At 64.4% G+C, this 23,723-nt stretch carries 21 protein-coding genes; 12 read left to right on the forward strand and 9 right to left on the reverse strand.

Features of this window, described 5'->3' with window-relative positions:
- From AC1DNG_RS21065 to AC1DNG_RS21090, 6 genes are all read left to right on the forward strand, one after another.
- Positions 1–278 (forward strand): dihydrofolate reductase family protein (locus AC1DNG_RS21065; protein ID WP_476888236.1); only part of this gene is annotated, 278 nt, incomplete at its 5' end.
- A gap of 221 nt (positions 279–499) precedes the next feature.
- Positions 500–1,078 carry a GNAT family N-acetyltransferase gene (locus tag AC1DNG_RS21070; RefSeq protein ID WP_476888237.1) on the forward strand — a complete coding sequence of 193 codons (579 nt, stop codon included), beginning with the start codon at positions 500–502 and terminating at the stop codon, positions 1,076–1,078.
- Positions 1,075–1,452, forward strand: coding sequence for a TetR/AcrR family transcriptional regulator (locus AC1DNG_RS21075; protein ID WP_476888238.1), 378 nt, complete (start codon positions 1,075–1,077; stop codon positions 1,450–1,452). The genes AC1DNG_RS21070 and AC1DNG_RS21075 overlap by 4 nt, the downstream gene beginning before the upstream one ends.
- A 322-nt stretch (positions 1,453–1,774) precedes the next feature.
- Positions 1,775–1,894 carry an acetylxylan esterase gene (locus AC1DNG_RS21080; protein WP_476851196.1) on the forward strand — a complete coding sequence of 40 codons (120 nt, stop codon included), beginning with the start codon at positions 1,775–1,777 and terminating at the stop codon, positions 1,892–1,894.
- A gap of 102 nt (positions 1,895–1,996) precedes the next feature.
- On the forward strand, positions 1,997–2,995 hold the full coding sequence (locus tag AC1DNG_RS21085; RefSeq protein ID WP_476888239.1) for an NADP-dependent oxidoreductase: 999 nt from the start codon (positions 1,997–1,999) through the stop codon (positions 2,993–2,995).
- A 48-nt stretch (positions 2,996–3,043) separates the two neighbouring features.
- Positions 3,044–3,904 (forward strand): alpha/beta fold hydrolase, encoded by an 861-nt coding sequence (locus tag AC1DNG_RS21090; RefSeq protein WP_476888240.1) that lies wholly within the window; start codon positions 3,044–3,046, stop codon positions 3,902–3,904.
- Positions 3,905–4,104: 200 nt separating this feature from the next.
- On the opposite strand, the gene AC1DNG_RS21095 is transcribed toward AC1DNG_RS21090, so the two are convergent.
- Together AC1DNG_RS21095 and AC1DNG_RS21100 are read right to left on the reverse strand one after the other, a co-directional pair.
- Positions 4,105–4,818, reverse strand: a complete 714-nt coding sequence (locus AC1DNG_RS21095; protein ID WP_476857397.1) for an SDR family oxidoreductase — start codon at positions 4,816–4,818, stop codon at positions 4,105–4,107.
- 67 nt (positions 4,819–4,885) lie between these two features.
- Positions 4,886–5,959, reverse strand: coding sequence for an alkene reductase (locus AC1DNG_RS21100; RefSeq protein WP_476857398.1), 1,074 nt, complete (start codon positions 5,957–5,959; stop codon positions 4,886–4,888).
- A gap of 170 nt (positions 5,960–6,129) precedes the next feature.
- Between AC1DNG_RS21100 and AC1DNG_RS21105 the strand changes: the two genes are divergently transcribed.
- On the forward strand, positions 6,130–6,732 hold the full coding sequence (locus AC1DNG_RS21105) for a TetR/AcrR family transcriptional regulator (RefSeq protein ID WP_476858734.1): 603 nt from the start codon (positions 6,130–6,132) through the stop codon (positions 6,730–6,732).
- A 251-nt stretch (positions 6,733–6,983) separates the two neighbouring features.
- Here the strand turns inward: AC1DNG_RS21105 and AC1DNG_RS21110 are convergent, their stop codons facing one another.
- From AC1DNG_RS21110 to AC1DNG_RS21125, 4 genes are all read right to left on the reverse strand, one after another.
- Complete coding sequence (locus tag AC1DNG_RS21110; RefSeq protein ID WP_476858735.1) at positions 6,984–7,877, reverse strand: response regulator; 894 nt, start codon at positions 7,875–7,877, stop codon at positions 6,984–6,986.
- Positions 7,878–8,163: 286 nt separating this feature from the next.
- Positions 8,164–8,616 carry an SRPBCC family protein gene (locus AC1DNG_RS21115; protein WP_476857401.1) on the reverse strand — a complete coding sequence of 151 codons (453 nt, stop codon included), beginning with the start codon at positions 8,614–8,616 and terminating at the stop codon, positions 8,164–8,166.
- Positions 8,617–9,145: 529 nt separating this feature from the next.
- Positions 9,146–9,532: an SHOCT domain-containing protein gene (locus tag AC1DNG_RS21120; protein ID WP_230009371.1), complete on the reverse strand. Its 387-nt coding sequence runs from the start codon at positions 9,530–9,532 to the stop codon at positions 9,146–9,148.
- 96 nt (positions 9,533–9,628) lie between these two features.
- Positions 9,629–10,075, reverse strand: coding sequence for a hypothetical protein (locus AC1DNG_RS21125; RefSeq protein WP_476857402.1), 447 nt, complete (start codon positions 10,073–10,075; stop codon positions 9,629–9,631).
- Between the two features lie 423 nt (positions 10,076–10,498).
- Between AC1DNG_RS21125 and AC1DNG_RS21130 the strand changes: the two genes are divergently transcribed.
- The 3 genes from AC1DNG_RS21130 to AC1DNG_RS21140 all read left to right on the forward strand — a co-directional run bounded on the left by AC1DNG_RS21130 (position 10,499) and on the right by AC1DNG_RS21140 (position 15,953).
- Positions 10,499–10,945, forward strand: coding sequence for a DUF1003 domain-containing protein (locus AC1DNG_RS21130; RefSeq protein WP_476857403.1), 447 nt, complete (start codon positions 10,499–10,501; stop codon positions 10,943–10,945).
- A gap of 247 nt (positions 10,946–11,192) precedes the next feature.
- Positions 11,193–14,471, forward strand: coding sequence for a BTAD domain-containing putative transcriptional regulator (locus AC1DNG_RS21135; protein ID WP_476888241.1), 3,279 nt, complete (start codon positions 11,193–11,195; stop codon positions 14,469–14,471).
- A gap of 75 nt (positions 14,472–14,546) precedes the next feature.
- On the forward strand, positions 14,547–15,953 hold the full coding sequence (locus AC1DNG_RS21140; RefSeq protein ID WP_476888242.1) for an FAD-binding oxidoreductase: 1,407 nt from the start codon (positions 14,547–14,549) through the stop codon (positions 15,951–15,953).
- 641 nt (positions 15,954–16,594) lie between these two features.
- Here AC1DNG_RS21140 and AC1DNG_RS21145 read toward each other — a convergent pair.
- Together AC1DNG_RS21145 and AC1DNG_RS21150 are read right to left on the reverse strand one after the other, a co-directional pair.
- On the reverse strand, positions 16,595–17,002 hold the full coding sequence (locus tag AC1DNG_RS21145; protein ID WP_476851182.1) for a hypothetical protein: 408 nt from the start codon (positions 17,000–17,002) through the stop codon (positions 16,595–16,597).
- A gap of 283 nt (positions 17,003–17,285) precedes the next feature.
- The gene (locus AC1DNG_RS21150) at positions 17,286–17,486 is read right to left on the reverse strand and encodes a hypothetical protein (protein ID WP_476871948.1); all 201 of its coding nucleotides are present in this window, start codon (positions 17,484–17,486) and stop codon (positions 17,286–17,288) included.
- A 948-nt stretch (positions 17,487–18,434) separates the two neighbouring features.
- Here AC1DNG_RS21150 and AC1DNG_RS21155 point away from each other — a divergent pair.
- On the forward strand, positions 18,435–18,761 hold the full coding sequence (locus AC1DNG_RS21155) for a hypothetical protein (RefSeq protein ID WP_476888243.1): 327 nt from the start codon (positions 18,435–18,437) through the stop codon (positions 18,759–18,761).
- A 771-nt stretch (positions 18,762–19,532) separates the two neighbouring features.
- On the opposite strand, the gene AC1DNG_RS21160 is transcribed toward AC1DNG_RS21155, so the two are convergent.
- Positions 19,533–21,947: an HAD-IC family P-type ATPase gene (locus AC1DNG_RS21160; protein ID WP_476888244.1), complete on the reverse strand. Its 2,415-nt coding sequence runs from the start codon at positions 21,945–21,947 to the stop codon at positions 19,533–19,535.
- 1,165 nt (positions 21,948–23,112) lie between these two features.
- On the opposite strand from AC1DNG_RS21160, the gene AC1DNG_RS21165 reads away from it, so the two are divergent.
- Positions 23,113–23,718 carry a helix-turn-helix domain-containing protein gene (locus tag AC1DNG_RS21165; RefSeq protein ID WP_476888245.1) on the forward strand — a complete coding sequence of 202 codons (606 nt, stop codon included), beginning with the start codon at positions 23,113–23,115 and terminating at the stop codon, positions 23,716–23,718.
- The last annotated feature ends 5 nt before the right edge of the window (positions 23,719–23,723 follow it).

The following is a 23,723-nucleotide window of genomic DNA, read 5'->3' on the forward strand; positions in this document are numbered from 1 at the left end:
GAACGACCTTCCACTTCGTCACCGAGGGCTTCGACGCGGCCTACTCCGCAGCGCGCCAGGCCGCCGGGGACAACGGCGTGGACATCGCCGGCGGGGCCTCGACCGTCCGGCAGGCACTGATCGCCGGCGTGATCGACGAGCTCACCCTCGACATCGCACCGGTCCTGCTCGGTTCGGGCGAACGCATCTTCGACGGGGTTGAATCCTTCGGCTTCGAGCCCGCCGAGGTGCTCCACTCACCGCTGGCCACCCACATCCGCTATCGCCGCGTCGGCTGACTCCGAACTGGGATCCGGCCCGCTCCGGCCCAGGTACAACCCGGTCTGAAGCCCAGGGTGTGCACATTGCGCACACCCTCCTTTTGCCCACTTCGGAGCCCCCCACCCAGGGGCCACATATGCCTGAGACCACTCCCAACGGCCAATAAGCGCGTCCAGCGACGGTAATCCGTCCTCCCCGATCGGTGTGACGGGTTTCCCCCCGGTGCAAGAATGTCTGCATGCTCACCTTCCTGGAGACTGAACGACTTCTGCTCCGGCAGTTCACCCCCGACGATGCGGAGCTACTCGTGGAACTGGACAGCGATCCGCGCGTGATGCGGTACATCACCGGCGGTATCCCCACCCCCCGGGACGAGATAGAAGGCGACTTCCTCCCGGCATTCCTCGACTACTACCAGCGCTTTCCCGGCTACGGGTTCTGGGCCGCGATCGAGAAGACGACCGGGGAATTCCTGGGCTGGTTCCACTTCCGGCCAGGCCCCGACGATCCACAAGATCAGCCGGAGCTGGGCTACCGGTTGCGCCACGCGGCCTGGGGAAAGGGGCACGCGACGGAGGGATCGCGGGCGCTGATCGCCAAGGGGTTCACCGAGTTCGGGGTGCAACGGGTTGTAGCCTCGACCATGGCAGTCAACACGGCCTCCCGAAGGGTGATGGAGAAATCCGGCATGCGCCTCGTGCGGGCCTTCGTCGCCGACTGGCCGGTGTCCGTTCCGGGCGACGAGCACGGCGACGTCGAGTACGCGATCACCCGAGATGAATGGGAGACTGACGATTCCCGCCTTCGTCCCCAGTGACCCGCCCGTATCGGCGCGCGGCCGAGGTTGCCCTTCAGCAGCTTCAGTGCCCGCCGCGCGGAAACCAGTTCGAAGGCTTCGATGCTTCAGTCGCGGTCCTCGCCAGCCAGGCATGCGCACAACTGCGTGAGTTCATCCAATCCCGGCTGCTGCACGGCGTAAGCGGCCGCAGCGATGACGATGCCGCCCTCCGGGCTGGACTCGCCTCATCGATGCTGGTCGGTATCGTCACCAGCAGGCGGATCATCGGTGTGCCTGTGCTGGTCGACGCGGACACGGAGAAACTGGTGGCGACCGTGGCTCCGGCGATCCAACAGATCCTGGTTGGCGCACCCTCCCAGACCGGCAGGATCGAGAAGGGCACCGGCGCGTGACTGCCATTGAAAGTCATGTCACATAGGACTCGTGGGCTGCATGAACTCGTGTTAGCTGAAATAGGCAGGTAGGGGCCCAGTCACCAGCAACGGCATCAGGTGTAAACGGGTATGGACAATGTCCACGCTATCTTTGGCCGGACAAAGGTCCGCCAGCCCCTCCCGGCCACACGCCAATTCGAAGTCATGGTGTCCTGACTGCGCTGACCCTACACCGCCGGGGAGTACGCGGACCTCCGCGCCCTCCCGGAAAACTTGACAGCGACCGATCAACGTTGACGCACGGACTCACGAACACGGGCAAGCGCCCCGCAGGCGCGCACTGGTCCCGTTCCTCTGCGGCTTCCCACCGGCTGTCACCATCACCGATCAGGACCCCTATGCGGAGATTGCATGCTTCCTGAAGATCCATCGCGGGAACGTGGCCCGAATATTCAAATGAACGCGCGCACCTAACGGTTCACTTGACAATATTTCTGAGTCAACTCAAAATTGAGTAGGCTCATGTTTAACCAAACCGTACGTCATAGAGGAGCAGCACGCCATGAGGGCATTCGTCGTCACCAAGTACAAGGAGCCGCTTCGCGCAGCAGACGTCCCTGAGCCGACCGTCGGCGACCGCGATGTGCTGGTCCAGGTCCAGGCAGCTGGCCTCAACCAATTGGACGAAAAGATCCGCCTGGGTGAGTTCAAGCAGATCCTCCCGTACAAGCTGCAGCTGATCCTTGGCAACGATGCCGCCGGCACAGTCATCCGTGTCGGGGCAGAGGTGCGCGGCTTCAAACCCGGTGACGAGGTCTACGCCCGCCCCGACAAAGACCGCATCGGCACGTTCGCCGAACGCATCGCCATCACCGAGGCCGATCTGGCACTGAAACCCGCATCGATCAGCATGGAGGAGGCTGGCTCACTACCGCTGGTTGCACTTACGGCGTGGCAGGCCCTCGTTGAGCAAGGCAACGTACGTCCGGGGCAGAAAGTCCTCATTCACGCCGGGGCCGGCGGGGTCGGGTCGATCGCGATCCAACTCGCCAAGCACCTCGGCGCCACCGTCGCGACCACCGCCAGTGCCTCCAACGCCGACTTCGTGCGCGATCTCGGCGCGGACACTGTGATCGACTACCGTACGCAGGACTTCGAACAGCTCCTCACCGGGTACGATCTGGTGCTCGACAGCCTCGGCGGGGAGAACCTCGTCAAGTCACTGCGCATCCTCGAGCCCGGCGGGAAGGCGATCGGAATCGCCGGCCCGCCGGACCCGGCATTCGCGCGCAAAGCCGGCCTTAACCCTGTGCTGCGCCTGGCGATCGCGGGGCTCAGCAGCAGGATCCGGCGGCAGGCGAAGAAGCTCGGCGTCAGCTACGAGTTCCTCTTCATGCGTGCCAGCGGCGACCAGCTGCGCCAGATCACCGCCCTGGTTGACGACGGCGTGCTGCGCCCGGTCGTTGGACGGGTCTTCGACTTCGCCCAGACCCCACAGGCGCTCGAGTCGCTGGCCAAGGGCGGCCTCCGCGGCAAAGCCGTCGTCACCCTTCCCTCCTGAGCCGCTGGCAGCCATTCACCTCACAGACCACCCAGGAGGACTACCAGCATGAGCAGCTTTGACACCCCGAACGGCTCTGTCGTCACCTCGTACGCGAAGGCCGCCACACGCTCCATCACTTCAGGTGGCGTCACCTACGCCTACCGCGAGCTGGGGCCCAAGACCGGCATCCCCGTCGTATTCTTCGTGCACCTTGCCGCGACCCTGGACAACTGGGACCCGCGCATCATCGAGCCCATCGCGAAGAACCGCCACGTCATCACCTTCGACCAGCGCGGTGTCGGCGCCTCCACCGGGCAGGTTCCCGACAGCATCGAGGCGATGGCCGACGACACCTACACCTTCATCAAGGCCCTCGGGCTCGACCAGGTCGACGTCTTCTCCTTCTCAATGGGCGGCATGATCGCCCAGGACCTGGTCCTCAAGCATCCCAACCTCGTCCGCAAGCTCGTGCTGGCTGGTACCGGGCCGCGGGGCGGCAAGGACATCGACAAGGTCGTCGGCGCCACCTACTGGGACGTCCCGAGCGAGGCGCGCTCGGACCCGAAGGAGTTCCTGTTCTTTAACCGCAACGCGACCGGCAAGCCGGCCGCGAAGGCGTTCATCAGGCGCTTGCAGGAGCGCACTGTCGACCGCGACAAGCCGATCAGCACCAAAGCCTTCCAGACTCAGCTGAAGGCAATCCGGAAGTTCGGCCGCTCCGCGCCGTCGGACCTGTCAAGGCTCACCCACCCCACCCTCATCGCCAACGGCGACAACGACCGCATGGTGCCGTCGGTCCTGTCCGGGGACCTGCACCGGCGCATCAAGGGATCCGAGCTGATCATCTACCCCGACTCGGGCCACGGCGGAATCTTCCAGTTCCACGACAGGTTCTCCCCCGTCGCCGTAGAATTCCTCGCCCACTGACCAGCACGTACCTGACACGATCCCGCCAACAGAGCTGAGAGCCACTGTGGCTGTGCCCGCCCGTGAATACGGGCGGGCACAGCCATTGGCGTGACTATCCCGGCATGTGACGTGAAGGCCAAGGCACCAGGCGATCGATTCGGGCGGGAGTGGTGCCACCGCGCTCACTTTTGGTGAACGCGGTGGCACCGGTTGTTCCCTTATGCGTTCGTCGCCGCCAACTGCGGGTAGACCGCTTCGAGCGGTGCGCTGAGTCCGGCCTTGAGCTGGACAGACGTGTCGTCGGCGAGGACCTCGTACTGCCCTGCCTCGGTGGCGTCGAACACGGTGCGCACCAGCACGGCCGGGTCGAGCTTCGGGTCGGTGGCATGCGCGGCCATCGCGGTGTCGACGTATGCGACATGGACGCCGACGACGTGCACGCCGGCGGGGGCGAGTTCGAGGCGGAGGGAGTTAGTCGCGGACCAGAGGGCGGCTTTGGTCGCGCTGTAGATGCCGGCGACGGCGTACCAGCTCAGGGCCGAGTGGATGTCGATGATCATCGCTCCGTCCTTCACCGACAAGACCGGGGCGAACGCGCGGGCGACGAAGAGGGGCCCGAGAAAGTTCGTCTCGACGTTCCTGCGGATCTCCTCGTCCGTGTGGGTGAGGATCCCGGCACTGGAGACCGACGCGCCGGCGTTGTTGATCAGCACGGTCACATCCGGTGCCGCCTCGACCGCCGCCTGGATGGAGGCGGAGTCGGTGACGTCCAAGGCGAGCGGAACGATGCGCTCGTCGTTCCAAGTGCGGGGGGTGCGGGCGGAGGCATAAACCTTTGCAGCTCCCCGGGCGAGTGCTTCGTGCACGAACTGCGTGCCGATTCCGCCGTTGGCTCCGGTGACGAGGACGACTGCTCCGTTGAGTGAGGGCATGGCTGTTTCTTCTTTCTGATCGGTACGGGGTAGGTAAAGTCGGTGGCGTGCGACCTGCGGCAGACGATTAGGCGTGCGCCAAGGCCGGATAGTCGGTGTACCCGGCCGCGCCGCCGCCATACAGGGTTGCCGGGTCCACCTCGTTCAGTGGCGCACCGGTGCGCAGGCGCTTAACAATGTCGGGGTTCGCCAGGGCGAAGCGGCCCAGCGGCGCGATGTCCGCGAGCCCGGCGTTGATGTCGTCGGCAATCTGCTCGCGGTCGCGCCCATAGCGGACGACGAGGATGGCCGCAGGCCACGCGTCGCGGAAGGACCGCAGCAGTTCGTCGTCACCGAGGTGGTGTACGTGCAGGTACGCAAGGTCCAGTGTGGCGAGTTCGCCGACCAGGTGGCGGTACTGTGTCCGGACGTCGGCGGGGTCCCCTTCATTGATTCCGCCCAGCGGGAACGCCGGTGAGATGCGGATGCCGGTCCGGTCTGCCCCGATCTCCTCGGCCACCGCGCGGGCGACCGCGACGACGAACCGGGACCGGTTCTCCACGGATCCGCCGTATTCGTCCGTGCGGTGGTTCGAGTTTGGCGAGAGGAACTGGTGGAGCAGGTACCCGTTTGCGCTGTGGATCTCCACGCCGTCCGCTCCCGCTGCGATAGCGGAGGCTGCGGCGTGGCGGAACCCGGCGATGGTGGCCTGGATGTCTTCGGCAGTCAGCTCACGCGGCACCGGCGTCTTCTGCGGGCCCGTTGGAGTGAACATGTCCTGCTCGGACGAGATCGCCGACGGGCCCACGGGCTGACGGTGGTGCGGGGTGTTATCCGGGTGCGACATCCGGCCGACGTGCATCAGTTGGATGAACAGGGCCCCGCCGCGTGCATGCACCGTGTCGGCGATCTTTCGCCATCCCTCGATGTGTTCAGGAGTGTAGATGCCGGGGGTGTTCAGATAGCCCTGGCCATCCTCGGACGGCTGCGTGCCCTCGGTGATGATCAGCCCGAGCGAGGCGCGTTGGCCGTAGTACTCCGCGGCCAGTTCCCCGGGGGTGCCATCAGGGTTTGCGCGGCTCCGGGTCAGCGGGGCCAGCGCGAGCCGGTGCGGCAGCTCCACATTGCCGAGGGTGAAGGGTTGCCAGAGGGAGGAAGTCATGTGTGCGGTCCTTTGCGTCGCGGGGTAATAGCGCCACCACTCTGCCGGGGCGGAACACTGGGGTTCGGCCCGTGCGTGGGAGAATGAACGAAGGAACATTCGAACCCACACAGTAGTGACTACACTCATAACTGAGTGCAGTCAGAATCTATTCCGGAGGATCCATTACCATGTCTCTCGCCTCCCAGCCGGTCGGACGGCGCGAGCGGAACAAGCAGCAGAAGCTGGACCGCATCACGGCCGCGGCAAGCGAACTGCTGGCCGAGCACGGCATCGAGGATGTCACGACCCAGCAGATTGCCGACAAGGCGGACATAGGCACCGGGACCCTGTTCCTTTACGCGAAGACCAAAGGCGAACTCCTCCTCCTCGTGCAGAACGCACACTACGCCGAAGCGCTTCAGCAAGGTCGGGTTGATGCCGAAACCACCCCGGATACCCTCGATGCGGTGCTGGCAATCGTACGGCCGATCGTGGAATGCAACCGCGTCCAGGTCGACAACGGACGCACGTACCTGCGGGAAATGGTCTTCGGTGATCCCGCGGAGCCCCGTCACGCTGAGGCCCTCTCCATCGTCGCGCAGACCGAGGAGGCCATCGCTGCCGTCCTGGGCAGGCAGGAGCTGCCTCGTGCGCAGGATGCCGCTACGACGGCCCGCATCGTCACCGCCATAATGTTCCTCAGCATGGCAGCGACCGTGAACGCCGCATTGAGCATCGACGAGATCGTTCAGGACATCCGGACCCAGGTCGGCGTACTGCTGTCTCGCTGACACAATCAAGTGCTCGCACTAACGCCCGGTGTCCACCAATTGCCTGGGGTCGTGGATCGGCAGAAGAACGGCCACCGCTACTGTACTGAATGCGCAGCCTGACTCCCTCACCAGACGAGGGGGCACCGTGCGGTCCCAGGCAAAGGATTTTGAACGCCGGACTTCAAGTTAGGCGTTCCCCTCAGCCCCGCAAACCCGCCGGATCTTCTGTGTGCTGGAGCCGGGAGCGCGGTTCGCCGCATTCCGGGTTTTTAAGTCCTCCCGGGCAGCAGGTGGGGTCCCATCCGATCGGTCCGGGTCGCCATGAGTGCGTCGGTAAGCCGCCGGACGTCCCTTGCCCGCACTTCGTCTGTGGGTGGCACGGTGCAGGACTCGCTGGTGCAGGTCAGCAGCGCTGCCGTGACCTCCGCGATCAGAGCCGGGGATGGGCTAAACCGGTATCCGCCGTCGGCAGGGTCGTTAGAAGAATTCAGCGCCCTGGTGATGAACACGGCGGCCTGCGTCCTGCTCGCCATGCCGAGTTTCCTCAGAATGGTTGAGGTCAGATTCTTCACGGTCTTTTCCGCCAGCGACATTTCCTGGCTGATCTGGCGGTTGGTCAGCCCTCTCCCCAGTCGGATGGCGGTATTCATTTCCTGTCTCGTAAGGGTCAGAAGTCTCCTATCCAGGGACTGGGTTGCGGGCCCGACGAGCGGGGTAACGAGCGCGGTCCGGAACCGGCCGCTGTACGCGGTGTGCCCGGCCAGGGCACGGCGGATGAGCCTGAGCTGTTCGCAGCTGCCGTCCTGTTTGGACAGGCACCCCCATGCGCCGGCCAGAATCGAGTCGATCAGCACGGCTTCGTTGGCATCTCCGGTCATCAGGAGGCACCGGATGGTCGGGTCCGCCGCAGCGATGGCCCGGCACACGTCGGCACCTGAACCGTCGGGGAGATCATCGTCAAGGATGACCAGCTCCGGGCGGAGGGCAGGGATTCGCCGGAACGCCCGGTGCGCGGATCCTGATTCTCCGGCGATGCTGAGACCTTCGGACTCCAGCAGATGGCGCAGGCCCCGTCTCACGACCTCGTGGTCGTCCAGCAGATAGACGCCCCGGCCGGCCAAAGGGGGCGGCGGGTGGATTTCCGGTTCAGCCATCATCGCCATTACGTTCCTTCGCTTTTAAGGCACCGAAGGCGTGCTGGATGATCCCGTCCGGTCCCCATCCAGCGTGCATCCATGCGCACACTGCCCGACGGGCCCCACACTAAACCGATAGGGCCGACCCAACAAGGGCCCGCGGGGGTGGATCCGTGGCTTTTCTGAACGTGTTCTGCAGACAACCGGTGTCGTAACCTCAGACCGCCACTAGAGCTCCGTCGGGGAGTATGGCCCAGAGCACGCTCGGGCGGCGTCGGGCGCTCTTGGACGCTGCGCGCTTCTCCGATGGCGCTCATGATCCCGTGGTTCGAACGTGTCGGCCGAGGATTTCTGCGCGTTTCCTGACCGCGCTAACGTAATCGGTGAAAGCCTGCTGCGTGTCGGACGCAAACTCCCGGAGCAGCAGCCCGCAAAGCGGGCCAGTGAACTCTTCTCTTACGAGCAGGTGCGTCATGCCGCCCAGCGGTTCAAGCGTGAAGGTGCGCACCCCGGTGAGCAGGCCCAGAGGCAGGCCCTGGGTCCAGGTCATCACCTCGCCGGGCATCTGCTGGACGCGCAGCCGGAAGGTGCGCTCCCCTCCGGTGTGGGTTCGGATTCTGATGGTGCCACCGTTGCGCAACTCGCCCCTGATGTGCGTGATGCCGGATTCCCAGACGGTGAAGTTCCGTGCATCGGTGATGACGTCCCAGACGGTGGAGCTTCGGGCTTTGATCAGTGTCTCGGCCCCGACCGAGTGCCTGGCCATGCTGTGACCCTGGCCGAGAGGGCGCCGGGTTGTGGGCACCTGGTCTGTAGACATCAGCCCGCAACCCAAGGCATTGGCCGCGGGACCGGACTGCCGACGCGACCAGCCAGGCATCGGCCGGCTCCACGGCCGATAGCGCCGGCAAGGGGCGGCGCCGGGTTCTGGACGGCCATGACACCGCAGCTCTCCGCGGCCGGCAGGTCGTGCATCACCAGCACGACGCTCCCTACTGATTCTTCAGACAAGGGGTTCTCCTTTTCTAAACGGAGTGACAGCCGGATAGTAGCCCGGCTTCCTGTGGGCAGCCAGAGAGTCCACTGATCGGGTTATGCCTCGCAGCCTCGGCCGGTCCGAACCGCCTGCGGGAACGCCCTCGACGGCTGGCAACCGGCCACCGTGCCGCCCAATGGCATGGAGCGACAGTCTGGAGGTTGCGCAGAAGGACACCGCACCCTGGTCGAGGACTAAGACACCACCTCGTCCATGGTCATTGCATCTGCTGCCACGCGGTGCTGGGTCGATGGCGCTCTCAGACCAGAGCCTTGGTCTTGATTCTTTCGAATTCATCAGCGCTGATTGTTCCGGAGTCCCGAAGAGCCGTGGCTTTGGAGATCTCGTCGCTCGGACTCGGTGCAGCGACGCTGCGGATGTAAGCATCCGAGGCCTCCCGGTTCTCCTGGGCCCGTGCCATGGACCGCTCCGTCATGCCCTTACCGCGGGCAATCACGTAGACCAGCACACCCAACAAGGGCACGAAGACCAGGAAGAGGATCCAGACGGCTTTCCACCAACCGCTCAGCATGTCGTCGCGGAACAAGTCGCCGATGACGGCGAACAACGCCCAGAGGAAGGCGATGAACGCGTATACGAGGAAGAACCACCAGAAAATATCCCAAAAGTTTTCCCAGAAACTCATGTCAACTTCCCTGCTTTCTGTAGGAGCGGAGTGGGTCGGGAATGCAGCCGGGCAGGACTGAGGCTAGCTGCAGACCTGCCCGGAGGGGCCTTGAGGTCAGCATTTAGTCGCCGTTTGGAGGTCACTGACCGCGGCCTGGACGTTGGCGGCGTCGTCCCGCAGGGAGGCGGCCGCCTGAGTAAGGGTGGCATCATCCGGGACGGCTCTGACGGCTGCGTCGAACTTGTTTTCGGCCGTCTTAACTGCGTCCATTTCGTCTTTGGCTACATCCTGGCTGGCCTTGACCAGGTCGTCGTAGGTCTTCGCGACCTGTTCCCGTGCCGATTTGATCTGTTCTATCGTGGCACCAGGTTTGAGTGTCTGTTTGAAATTTGTCAGGGATCCGGCGAAGGCACTGGCAGCAGCGCAGGCCTGCGAAACGTTCTTCTCCGCTCTGGCGCTGCTGACACTGGTGCCGGGGCTGGACGTGCCGCAACCCGTGAGCAGTACGATGGCTGCCCCGGCTGCGATCGATCCGGCGAGGATCGGGTGTGGTCTGGACACTGGAGGCCCCTTTCCGAAATGGAATGCGGCAGGGAACCCTGCCGCACGCAAGTCCGACCATTGTCTACCCGTAACGCGGGCGTGGGCCTCATCCGGGGAAGGTGATACGTAGCGGCAGAACCACGAGTTCACCGGACTCGAGATGGCCTCCACTACCAACCGGATTGAAGGCGGCACGAACGCCCAACTCAGACTGATGCTCCACAGCCACCGGGGCATGAGCGAAGAGCACCAAAAGCGAGCCATCCCGAGGTAGGACTCGAACTGCATTCCCTCCATTTCGTCCCGGCAGCTGAGCACCAGTCCCGGAGTCACCGCCACGGGGCAGGTGCCGGGAGAACCGACGGCACCGGAGGGCTAGGACTCATGGCGCAGACTAACGGAGAAGCAGGTCCCAGCCGTCGGGTCTGGTTAGGGTGGAGGATGACCGGAGAACCGAACACCTGGCACGACAAGCACAAGGCTTCCCTCACCCGCGGGCAGCAGGCCGCGGACCTCATGCGAAACGGGATGGGGAGCTGGCCTTTCGTGGGAGGTTTCATCGCCTTCATGCTGGTCTGGGCCGCCGTAAACACCTGGGCGCTGGCGACCCATGCCTGGGATCCGTACCCCTACATCCTTCTTAACCTCTTTCTGTCCATGCTGGCCGGTCTGCAAGGAGCAATTCTGCTCATCGCCGCCAAACGCCAGGATGCCATCGCAGGGGCCATGGCCCAGCATGACTACACTACGAACCTGAAGTCCAAGGAAGAGATCGATCTCCTGATGGACATTAACCGCCAGCAGTTGGAGATTCTCCGCGAACTTCAGCAACTCACAGAACACGGACCAAACGAAAGCAGCCTTTCAACTAGCGCCCGCCCGGCCTAAAAGATGAACCGATACCGGCAGCCGGCAACCCTGGCTAACGGCTCAGGCGTTCCGCAAAGAGGTGCCCCGTAAAACGGCAGCGAAGCCTCCCGTAAGCGGGCCCCCGACGTGCCACACCCCGGGCAGTGACCTGCGGTGCCGTTGTCATGAGTGCCTGATGGGGCGCTCACAGAGTGCGCCAAGGCAGCGCGCGTGTGGAAATTTCGTTGTTCGACAACCCCGGTTGGCGGGCGGATACTGAAGAACCATGAAGCCTACCCAAAGCGGGTTGCGCATCCAGCTTCTCGGCTCGTTCATCGTGTACGTCAACGGGAACGCCGTCGAGAACAGCCACTGGCGGCTGCAGAAGGCAAAGGCCGTGGTGGCAATGCTGGCGCTGGCGCGTGGTCAGCGTAACCGTCGCGAGCAGGTACTGGACCGCCTGTGGCCTGACATGGAGCCGGTGGCCGCCGCACGGAATCTGCATCAGACCCTGTACGTCGCTCGCCGTGCGCTCGCTAGCGCTGGAGCCGGCAGCGACGGGCTGCTCGCCATCCGCGGTGAAGTGGTCGTGCTGGATGACACTGGCCCGGTCGATGTCGATGTCCTGCAGTTCGAGCGTTCGGCCGTGGCAGCGTTGGCTGCAGGTGTCGAGGCCGGCCTGCGCGATGCGGCCGACTTGTACACTGGTGATCTTCTGCCGGAACTGCCGGATGCGGACTGGCTGACGACACGCCGCGATGAGCTCCGGGAAATCCATCGCGAGGTACTGGTGAAACTGGCGTCCACGGTGGCGCAACGCGCACCGGAGGAAGCGTTGGTCATCCTCACCCATGCGCTCGAATCCGATCCCGTCCACGAGGGAGCCGTGCGCGCGCAGATGGTGGTGCTGGCTGGGATGGGCCGGCGGTCGGAAGCATTGGCACGATATGAGCGGCTGGTCGACGAACTCCTCGACGCGTTCGGGACCGACCCGGACACCCGGACGGTGGAACTGTTTCGCGAATTGTTGACCGGCTCGCCGCCCGAGGAACGCCTCCACCAGCCCGCCGGAGTGACCGGCAAAGACGATGCCATCGGCTATCTGCCATCCCCGTTGACGAGCTTCATCGGGCGCGAGCGTGAGCTCGTTGACGTCGAGCGGCTGATGGGCCATGCTCGCCTGCTCACCCTCACCGGGGCTGGCGGCAGCGGCAAGACCAGACTGGCCTTGGAGGCCGCGAAGACAGTTCGTCCTGAGTACGTGGACGGAGTCTGGTTCGTTGACCTCGCGGCCGTTGGGGAGTCGCTGCTGGTGGCCGATGCCGTAGCCGAGGTCCTCGGGTTGGATTCCGGCGCTGCACCAAGCCGCGTGCAAGCGCTGGTCGACCAACTGCGGCGACGCTCGCTGCTCCTCGTGCTGGACAACTGCGAACACTTGCTCGCGGCCTGTGCGCAACTCGTCGTCGCGCTACTTGACGGATCCCCTGGGGTTAAAGTGCTGGCCACCAGCCGGGAGCCACTCCATGCCGACGGGGAGTACACCTACCGGGTGCCGTCATTGCCCCTGCCCCTGCCCCTGCCCTCGCCCCTGCCGACTGACGCTCTGGACCTGGCCGTGCTGGGCCGTCTGCCCTCTGTCCGGCTTTTCGTTGAGCGGGCAGCGCAGGTCCGGCCGGGTTTCGCGCTCGACGCCGACAACGCGCAGGGGGTGACAGAGTTGTGCCGACGGCTCGACGGGATGCCGCTGGCCCTCGAATTGGCCGCGGCCAGGACGGCCGTACTCGAACCCGCCGAGATCGTCCAGGGATTGGGCGATGCTTTGTCCATGCTCGGCGGGGGAACCAGCGGCGTCACACGGCACCAGACGCTGCGTGGCACCTTGGAATGGAGCCACGAACTGCTCACCAAACCGGAGCAGGTTCTGCTGCGCCGGCTGTCTGTGTTCGCGGGTGGTTTCACCCTCGACGCTGTGGCAGCAGTCTGCGCTGACGCGCCCCTCCAGCAGGTCGAACTGCTCGACCTGTTGGCCAAGCTGGTGGACAAGTCTTTGGTGGTCACCGAAAGGAGGGGCGCCGGGACCCGATACCGGCAATTGGAGACGGTCCGCCAGTTTGGCCAAGAGAATCTCGATCATGCAGGTGAGGCGGCTCAACTGGCGGCTGCGCATTGCGCCTACTTCCTTGCCGTCGCCGAATCCCACAATCCCGAACGGGCCACCGGGGTGGTCATCGAACAGCCGAAGTTGCTCGACCGCGAGCACGACAACCTGCGCGCTGCGCTGCGCTGGTCGTGCGCCCACGAGCCCGGGACCGCGCTCCGGCTCGCGGCCAGCCTGTGGCGGTTCTGGTTCCTCCGCGGTCACGCGGTCGAGGGAGCACGTTGGGTGGAGCGTGCCTTGGCGGTGGCTCCCGACCCGACCCGGCCGCGCGCGGCTGCCCTGATCGGCCTGACCGGGCTGGACAGCCGGCAGGGCCGTGGCGATCGGCATCGGGCGCTCGGCGCGGAGGCCCTGGCAATTATGCGGGAGATCGGCAACCCCGACGAGGTGACGATGGCCCGGCTCATTGAGACCTCGCTCGCCTGGAGCACTTTCGACCTGGACGAGGCCGAACAGCTGGCGGCCGACGTGCACACCGAGGCAGTCGAGGGTGGCAGACCCGAACATTGCGCAGCCAGCAGTTGGCTGCTCGGCCAGTGCGCGTTGTCCCGGGAGGACGGACCACTCGCCGCCCGTCACCTAAACACCTGCCTGAGCGAACTCGCGCAGTCTGATACCAGCACTCCACCCTTCCTGCCGGTGATCACGCCCAGCCTGCAACTGGTCCCGATCGCCGGACGGTTGGTGCCCTGCGTCGAGGAAACCCTGCTGTTGGGCCGGCGGGTCGGCGTCATCCAAGCCAAAGGCTACGTGCTGTCCGCGATCGGCTACGCGGCCAGGCTTTCGAGAGACACTCAGTCTGCGATATCCGTCATCACGGATGCAGCCGAACATTTCGCCGAGTTAGGAGATGACCTGGCCAGGGCGCAAACACTCCACCAACTTGGCTGCATTCTGCGCGACTGTGGCGACCACAGTGCGGCCGATGAGGCCCTGTCCTTGGCGCGGGAGCTTCGGCTCGGTCTCGGCGACCGACGCGGCGAGCTGCTGACCGAGATTAATATCGCCCTGCTCCGCGCCATGGGTGGTGATATCGACCGCGGCCTGACAGACGCTCGGCGTTGCCTTTCAGGGTTCGAGTCCGCGGGAGATCAGGTGGGAATGGGCGCCACGCTGACCATTCTCGGTGCCGCCGAATTGATCTCCGGGGAGGTCCGGGCAGCGCGGGAAATGTACAGGCAGGCAGCGGAAAAAGTCGCCCCATGGCGGCGACACACTGGCTGGCAACGGTTGATGGTGGCAGAGCTATCCAACGAGCTCGGCGACCCACATCGGGCGGCCCGAGAAATTGACAGGGCTGGGGAAATTTTCGACCGAACGAAATGCCTCATCGCCGGTCAGCGGCTGGCCGCACTGCGTAGGCGGGACCCGGATGATGATGTTGAGACGGCGTTGAGTGCTCGTTGAGTACGGTTCACTAGCGTGATTCCTGGATCTGACAAAGAGATCTGACCAACCAACAGCAATCAGGAGGAACGCATCGTGACAACGACGCAGACTAGGCCGACCCGCATCGGCGAGGCCACCATCGCCGAGTTCGCCGCCGGGCTGCGCGGCACGGTCGTCAGGCCAGGGGACGCGGACTACGACCACGAACGCAGCATCTGGAACGGGGCCCACGACCGGCGCCCGACGCTCATCGCACGCTGTGCGGGTGTGGCAGACGTGATCCGCACGGTCGATCTCGCGCGCAGCGAGGGGTTGCCGTTGTCGGTTCGCGGCGGTGGACATTCGATCCCCGGGTTTTCCACCGTCGACGACGGTATCGTGCTGGACCTTTCGCTGATGAAGGGGGTCCAGGTGGACCCTGCCCGCCGCCGCGTGGCGGCACAGGCAGGGTGTACCTGGAAGGACCTGGATGCGGAGACCCAGCAATTCGGGCTTGCGGTGACCGGTGGCCTGGTGTCCTCAACCGGCATCGCCGGCTTCACCACCGGCGGCGGCATCGGCTGGCTCGTGCGCAAGCACGGGCTGGCCAGCGACAACCTGGTCGGCGCCGACGTCGTCACTGCTGACGGGCAGTTTATTCACGCCAGTGCCGATGAGCACCCCGATCTGTTCTGGGGGCTGCGCGGCGGCGGCGGCAATTTCGGTGTGGTGACGTCCTTCGAGTATCAATTGCACGAAGTGGGGCCCATGGTCCTTTCCGGCCTGGTTTTCTACCCCGCAGAAGAAGCGGAGCAGGTGTTGCGGGGCTATCGGGCGGCCTGCGCGGCGGCCCCCGATGAGCTGACCACGCTGGTCAACATGACCATGGCGCCGCCGGTCCCGTTCCTGCCAGAATCAGTGCACGGCAAGCCGGTCATCGCTGTGGGAGGGTGCTGGTCCGGCGATCTAGATGCCGGCGAGGCTGCCACCGCACCCTTCCGGTCATTGGGCACGGTCATCGCCGATGTGTTCACGGCCAACCCGTACGCGGGATGGCAGCAGGCGCTCGATCCGCTGTACCCGCGGGGCGTGCACAACTATTTCCGCTCGGCATTTCTGCGCGCCGCCGACGACGCGTCCGTGCGCGTGCTGCTGGACTCGTTTGCGGCATTGCCCAGCACCATGACGCAGATTCACCTGCACCACCTTGGCGGCGCGGTCGGCCGGGTTCCTGCCGAAGCAACGGCCTTCGCACTCCGCGACCAGGAATTCATCGTCAATGTTGTTGCGCGCACGCCGACAGCGGAAGGCTTCGCGGATGTCGTCGAATGGGCCCGGGGCGTGACGTCTGCGCTCGGTCCGGATGTGACGGCCTACGTGAATTTCACAGGTGAAGCGAATACGGCGCTCGTCCGGGCGTCGTACCCGGCGGATACATACCGGCGGCTCGTGGAACTGAAAAACGAATACGACTCCACCAATCTATTCCGGTTGAACCAGAACATCGCCCCCACGGTGTGACAGCACTGCCTGCGCCAGAGGCACCTCGGATGGGTCCGCTGCACCCAGCAAACCCCTTACCTGAAGTTGCGTGAGTTGAGGCAGGAAGATCCCTGGGTTTCCGGGGGTCTTCTTTCCCGTCTCGTGGGAAGCAGGCAAGGAGCGAGCCACAAAGCAGCAACGGCAGGAAACTCACTCCGGTGTGGACAACGTACACACCCCTCTTGGCCGGACAAACGGGAACCAGCCCTCCCCCACGCCACCGGTAAGCCCGCATTCCGGAGAAAAACATCTTCAAGAAATTCCCGCAGGTCATGTCGTCAGTAGGACCCCACGGCATGAATAGGTGCAAGATCAACCACGGCAACCCGAGCAAGCAAGGAAACCCGAATGACCCACCCCCCTGACGAGGGGAAACACAGCGCCCGAGGTGGGACTCGAACTGCATTCCCTCTCCCGCACACACTGGACTCCCCCGGACATGCGGAATCCGGCCCGATTCGAAGCCCGAAGTGTGGACAAAGTACACATTCCCAAATTGCCCAGTTCAAAGCATCGCAGCCACCAGCCGCACCCAAGAAGTGAAGAGCGCACTCCAGGCGATCTGGGCAGCACACACCTGAATTCAGACGACCCACGCGCGCACGTCGTGATGGCCTCGATTAAGCTGATGCGCTCTCGTCGGCCCGTCTGAACACCCGTCGCACGCCGCCTCGCGCGAGCATGAGAACGATGATCAGTGCAGTCACTTGAAAGAAGCCACCGAGACGGACAGCGTCGCCGAATACCAGGTCAACCAGTCCGAGCACCATGAACTTGCTCCCCGGCAGCACCAGCAACAGGGTGAACGCGCTGACAATTCGAACCCGCCGAGTATCGGCCGACCGGATCCGCGCAACGATTTTCTTCTTCGCCCACAGCACGACTTCAAGGACGACCTTCAGCAGGATCGCCGTCAAGAGCGCCAACAGGAATGTTTCGGATATGACGTCGGGAAACAGCTGGATGAACACACCCAGCACCACGAGATAGACCAGCACGTCGACCAGATCTATTGGACGGATCCGCATCCAGCGAGTATATCGACGGCGCCCGGACCGCCCTCTTGCCCGATTAGGATTCCTTCCACTTCGCTCAGGCCCTGCAAGTGCCTCACCCGCCCCACGCAGACCCAGAGCAGTCCGTTTGCCCGTTCCACGGCCTGCCCCATAAGAGTCGTTCACGCGCGGTCTCGGTCTCTTCCGCGACCAGGATGTAACCAAGGTCCGCCGCCCTCGACTCGCGGATCTGGCTCCTGGGTAGGGTGCCGACCTGTCAATGAGCAGATGGTCGGCAAGTACTCCCGTTCGTGCTCTATATGGACGGGGTCTTACGCCGGCCTTCCAGCAGGGCAAGAGTAGCCCAGGATAAAAGCGCTGGGACCAGGATCAGCAGGACGAAAACCCACCACTGGTAGTGGAAGCTCCACAGCAGGACGAGCCCACCCACGACGAGTCCGAGCACAAAGTAGAGCACGAAAAAAACGACCCCTAGACCCATGATGCGTCGATTCATGAGTACATGCTCCCATGAGGAGCAGTACCTATAGGGAAGTAGTGAGCCAGGGAGTTTGGTGGAGGCTCGTTGCGCCACGAAGCGTGCCCGTAAGCCGATCCCTCAGCGGGCGCTGCGATAAGACCCGGCGCTATGGCAGGAACGGCTGCGGGTGCCAGAAGCCACCCCAGCTGCCGCATGGATCCCGCGTGCCAGGCACGAACCCGGGGAAGCCAATGATCGTGATACATCGCCGTCGGTAGGTGTGCCACGGCTAGTCTAGGGGTTCACAATTCTTGGGGGATTGAATGGCTCGGACACACAACGCACCGGTTTTCTCGCCGGGGTGATCCTCGTGTCCGTCGGCTGGATACTCTTCGGCCCGACGAGTATGCTCGCGGCAGCTTCCGATCGACCCGTCTCCCCCAGTCACCCAAATGCGGGGTTGTAGGCTCAGAACATGTCAGCTCATTGGGGGATGCAGACTCAGCGCGGAAGAGTACTGCTTGTTTTGGCCGGACTCGTCCTTGCGCTGGCGGGTTGCACGTACAGTGACCCGCCTGAGCAGACAGTTAGCTCATCGTCCAAAGGGGCAACGTTGCCGCCCCGGTGATTTGAGGAAAACGTTGGTGACGTGGCCCGTTTGCTTGGTGCATCCGTAACGGAAGCTGGTATGCCAACGGAAGCAGAGCCTGCCGGGAAATTGGCCACTGTACTTGCTCCCGGGGACTATGTCGTCACGGCCGCGTGTGCCGGCGGCTACTTCGCCAAGCTGACGATCGTTGAGGGCGATGGGCTTCCCCTGTCAACAGACGTTGACTGCGACGCCACATTCCAGCGATTCCTCAGGCACGCGGGCGGTCCCATCACGATCAGCGCGATCCCGTCGACCGGCAGGCCAGCAGCCGCCGGAGTTGCGATAGGGCCCAACACTGACCCCATGGCTTCAGCGCAAGAGGACATGGGCGGATGGTCATCAAAGCAACTGAAACCCGCAGTGCCGGGAGAGCTGGCCGGCTCCGCTGCTTCGAATTCCCCGACCAGCTACGGAATGTCCGCCAAATCGGCACTTACGAATTGCAGTTCTTGTGTGAAGGACCCTCCGGGACCGAACTGTCGGTGGCCAGCTGGTCCGGTGTCGAAGTCGTCGCCCCGGTGCAGGTCCATTGCAATGGCAACATTTTCAAAACGACAGTGCAGCTGGAAGCAGGCGCCGACAGAGTCGATTTCAAGATGAACCCAGGAAGCGGTGGCTCGGAGACCCGATACGCCTTCAGGCTCGTTCCGCCCACGTAGCCTCTCCTGTCCGGACGCGTCGACCTCGGCTCGGAGTCTTAGACGCGCTCATGTTGAACCGCCGTGTTCGGACTGCGGTTCCCGGGTGGTTCCGCCGAACCCCACCGCGCTGCCGTGCGTTGGGCGAGCGTTCAGACGACCAGGGCGTCGCCTTGGCGCAGTTGTGTGCGGGCTCGACGAAGAGTCTCACCTTACCGGGATCTATCTTGAGCCCTGGGATGGTCAGGTGCCCTGGTAGTCGCCGGAGGCCTGCTCGGGAACTTCCCACTCCCCTTTGGGGGTCCGGAATCCACGCATGAATCCGAACATCAAGTCGGTCATTCCGGCCGGGTCACCGCCGCAACGGACGAAATCTTCCCGTCGGCGCCGGCCTAGCCACGTCGTGTGTCGGACGCCCAAAACCGTGACCAGGGTTGCACCGAACACTGCAGCGGTTAGGAAGATAGGCAATTCAGTGCTGAACCAGGAGGCCAGCACTCCCGCGGAAATTGCTCCAACCCCGATCCACAGAACGAACCCGGTGACTACTGCTCCGCGCAGCGATGCGTTACTGGGACGGTGGATTGGGATGAACTTGGCGGGGTCAACGGGCGTATAGCCGCGCCTGGAGCGGCGTCCGGTTTGTTCGGACATGAAGTTCGTATCCCCTAGATTGTCTGCGCTGACCGGGGACATCCCGACCATTACTCACGAATCATATTCTGGACTATGGCGCCAGTACCGATAATGGACCCCAGTGTCCCGGCTCACGCTAATAACTGATGAGCCCATTTAACCGCTCTTCACCACCGGACCTTGTTGCGGGAAGGCCCGGGCGTGGACCCGGGCCAGGACCTCCACTCCGAGGCCCCCGGCGGCCCCGCACGCCACGGCCGCGAGCAACAACCTGCCGGGTGGCCGGGAAAGCAGGAAGAATTCCTGCACGAGCGGGAGGTTGAGCGAGACCAGCAGGGAGGCGCTCATGGCCAACACCACGGCCAGGCGCGCCGCGTTGAGGGGGCGCGACACGGCCGATAAGATCCACAGTCCGACCATGGACAGCGTCAGCACAGAGGCGCTGCTGACTTGTTCGGACGTGGCCGCGCCGGCCAGCGGCGCGAATGCGTTCAGTGTGAGCAGGCAAGCCGTGACGATCAGTCCGGCAGGGACGGAGAACCATAGGGACCGGCGCAGGAATCCGGGCTGATAGCGGCGCGGGTTCGGCATGAGCGCCAAGAAGAAGGCCGGGATTCCGATCGTCAGGCCGTCCGTGAAGGATAGCTGGCGGGGAAGAAACGGAAACGTCCACTGCAGGAGCCCGAACGTCACCGCGATGGCGGTCGCATAGACCGTTTTGCTGAGGAAGAGGCTGGAGACCCGCTCAATATTGGCGATGACCTGCCGGCCCTCAGCGAGGACTCCGGGAAGCCGGTCGAAGCGGCCGTCGAGCAACACCAGGCGCGCGACTGCCTTGGTGGCGGGCGCCGCGGAGTCCATGGCGATGCCAAGGTCGGCCGTCTTGAGCGCGAGGGCGTCGTTGACGCCGTCGCCGGTCATGGCCACAGTATGTCCCCGGCGCTGGAGCGCCTCGACCATCGCCCTCTTCTGGGCCGGCGTCACTCGGCCAAACACCGTGTTTGATTCCATCACCTCCTCCAGATGCAGCGGGTCCTCCGGCAGTGAGCGTGCGTCGAAGCCCTCCGTGACCTCCAGGCCAACCCTGCGGGCAATGGCGGCAACGGTGCGAGGATCGTCGCCGGAAATGATCTTCAACCCGACCCCTTCGGTCCGGAAGAACTTGAGGGTCTCCCGGGCATCGGAGCGCGGCTGTTCCCGGAAGGTCAGCAGCGCCACAGGGTGGAGCGACGCCGGCAGCTGCTCCACCTTCCCATTGGCTGGCAACTGATCCGCGCCGGCCAGGAGCAGGGTCCGCAGCCCCGATGCGGCCAGTTCGCCGGCCTGGCGCAAGACGTCGCTCTGGCGCGGTACTGCGCCGTCGGGCGCCGAGATCGACGGCTTCAGACGTGGGGCTGCGTCGTCGCCCTGCACAAGCATCATTTCCGGTGCTCCGAGAATCCAGGTGCGCGCACCGCGGGCGCTCCCGTTGAAGCTGACCCCGCTCCACTTCCGGGCGGAGGAGAACGGCACGGACCGGACGGGTCGAAGGCCGCCATCATCCTCAAAGGCCGTGCTCAGGCAGCGTGCCGTGGCGTTTGCCTCGGGTTCGGCGCCAAACCATGCGAGGGCCTGCTCCCATCCCGGTTGCGGCGCCAGCGGGTGAACCGCGTCGAAGACCAGTCCTCCTTCTGTGAGGGTTCCGGTCTTGTCCATGCACAGTACGTCTACGCGTGCCAGTCCCTCGACAGCGGCGAGTTCCTGGATCAGTACGTTGTGTTTAGCCAGCCGGAGTCCGCCCACGGCGAAGGCCACGCTCGTCAGCAGCACTAGTCCCAGCGGGACGATCGCGATCATGCTGGCAATGAGTCCCACGAGTGCGGGGGTCCAGGCACCGGTGGAAATGGCGGACTGCCAGCCGCCGCGCGCCTGGATCTCGCCGTTGAGCACGATGAGGGCAACGGGCAGCAGGATCCAGGCGATCCAGCGCATTACACGGTTGAGGCTGTTGCGGATCTCGGAGTTCACCAGTGAGAAGCGTCGCGCATCTGCCGTCAGCCGGCTCGCGAACGACGCCGCTCCGACCCGGACAACCTGGGCGTTGCCGTGGCCGGCCACGACGATCGATCCGGAGAGTACTTCCGTCCCCGCATCCTTACCCACCGGGTCTGCTTCGCCCGTGAGAAGCGATTCGTCCACCTCGAGGCCGGACGACTCCAGTACGGCAGCGTCGGCAGTGACCTGATCCCCGGCCCGCAACACCAGGAGGTCATCTTCTACGACGTCGGCCGTGGCGATGTCGTGGATCTGCCCCTCGCGCAAGACCCGCGCGAGGGGGGCGTTGAGGACAGCCAGCCGGTCCAAGGACTTTTTCGCCCTGTATTCCTCGACGACGCCGATCACGGCATTGCTGACAGCGGCGAGGCCGAACAGGGCATCCCGCCATTGCCCCAGGAACAACAGCAGCAGGAAGCTCGTGCCGACGATTGCGTTGAAGAGCGTGAAGACGTTGGCCCGGAAGATCTGCCACAGGCTCCGGCTAGTGGTGTCCGGCACGCGGTTGGTAAGCCCGCGCTCGACCCGCGTAGCCACCTCCCCCTGCGACAGCCCCTTGGCGGCCGGCCGGCGCCTGGCGGCCTTCCGGTCTTTGGCTGCCGGGGACGCACGCCGATGCAGAAAGGCTCGTCTCTTGCGCCGGCGGTATGCCTTCACCCTCCGATGGTATCCGCCGTAGCGCCACAATGTGACGCACTGCGACGCATACGCCGGTCCCCCACCGCAACACCATCCGCCCGCACTGGCGCTGCGAGAAAATCCGATGCAGATACTGGAGCCTGGAATCGCGCATACCCCGGCCGCAAACTGTCCCGCTCAGGGTGGACAATCCCGACAGTTGCACCCGCGCAGATCATTGGCTGCGTCCGGGTCTGCACCAACGAACAGGACCTGGCAACGCCGCGCAAGGCGCTTACGGGGCTGGGCGACCCCCAAGGGCCTGACCAATGGTGACCACGGCGCGCGGCCGGCAGAAACAAGGATCGGCTGGGATTGAACGAAGCCCTGGGCGCTGTCCGGGCCGGCGGCACCCTGGTCGTCGCCAAGAGAGGAACCACCCGGCAGCAGCAACGGCCACCAACAAAAATGGGCCCCCGCAAGGGCCCATAAAGGAGATTTGTACACAGTCATACGTTCACAAGCCTCTGAACAGGGAAAACACGTGCCCGAGGTGGGACTCGAACTGCATTCGCTCCCCCAGAAACATTGAGCTCCCCCCGAGACATAAGGAATCCGCGCAGTGAGGTCCGCGATCGACTCTGAGGCGACTCAACGATGGCATGCCAGCGCGAACATCACAGCCGTGAGGGCCGGCGTCCTGGCCCGACGTACTCACACGCGTATACCCGAGATGTCCCGCCGGCTATTGTGCCTCAGAAACCCCCGGCCAGCACCCGCCTGAGACGATTTACGGTGAGACATATTTCCACGACACGACACGAGGCGGGCCAGCACGCTGTCGATTTCAATCCTCCAGACACGACGGGGTGTCTTGAATGGTGTTGTTTGCCAAGACAGCAGCGGATACGGTCGCTGCCGTGTCTCTCACTGGCGGTCGTCGACAAGAATCCTGCACGGTTCGGTCCTGGTTGGCGGTACGAGGAGCGACGTAGAAGCTCAAGAGGGCCTTTCGGTCACTCTTTGATGGGGGCCGAACGACGGACAGTCGTCGAGTGCACTATAAGTGCAGTATGATGCACTTATGGATGAGAGTACAACGAGCTTGGCGCTGGCAATCGGCGCCCGGGTTAAGCAGGAGAGGCAGTCGCGGGGCTGGACGCTCGATCAGCTTGCGGAGTCTGCAGGGGTAAGCCGCAGGATGGTCGTCAACGTGGAGCAGGGTGCCGCGAATCCCAGCGTGGGAACTCTGCTGAGGATCAGCGACGCGCTGGGTGTGGGGCTGCCGGCGTTGGTCGAGCCACCTCGCCCGAAGCCGGTGAAGGTCACGCGCAGTGGTGAGGGCGCTGCTTTGTGGAGCGGTGAGTACGGCGGCCGCGGGGTGTTGGTGGCCGGCACCGAACCGCCGGACGTGGTTGAACTGTGGGACTGGACGCTGGATCCCGGCGACCGTCATGTGAGCGAGGCCCACACGTCGGGCACCAAGGAGCTTTTGCAGGTCCAGCAGGGCACGGTCACGGTGGAGGTCGCAGGTCAATTGCTCACCCTCGATGAGGGCGATGCGGTGACGTTCCCGGGCGACGTGGCACACTCTTACGCCAATCCGGGCACGGAGCCGGCGAGGTTCTCCCTGGCCGTCTTCGAGCCGGGCGTGGGGACAGGTCACCGGCCGGAGGCGTCCGATGCTTGAGTCGG

Source organism: Arthrobacter sp. 01T425, assembly GCF_056398725.1.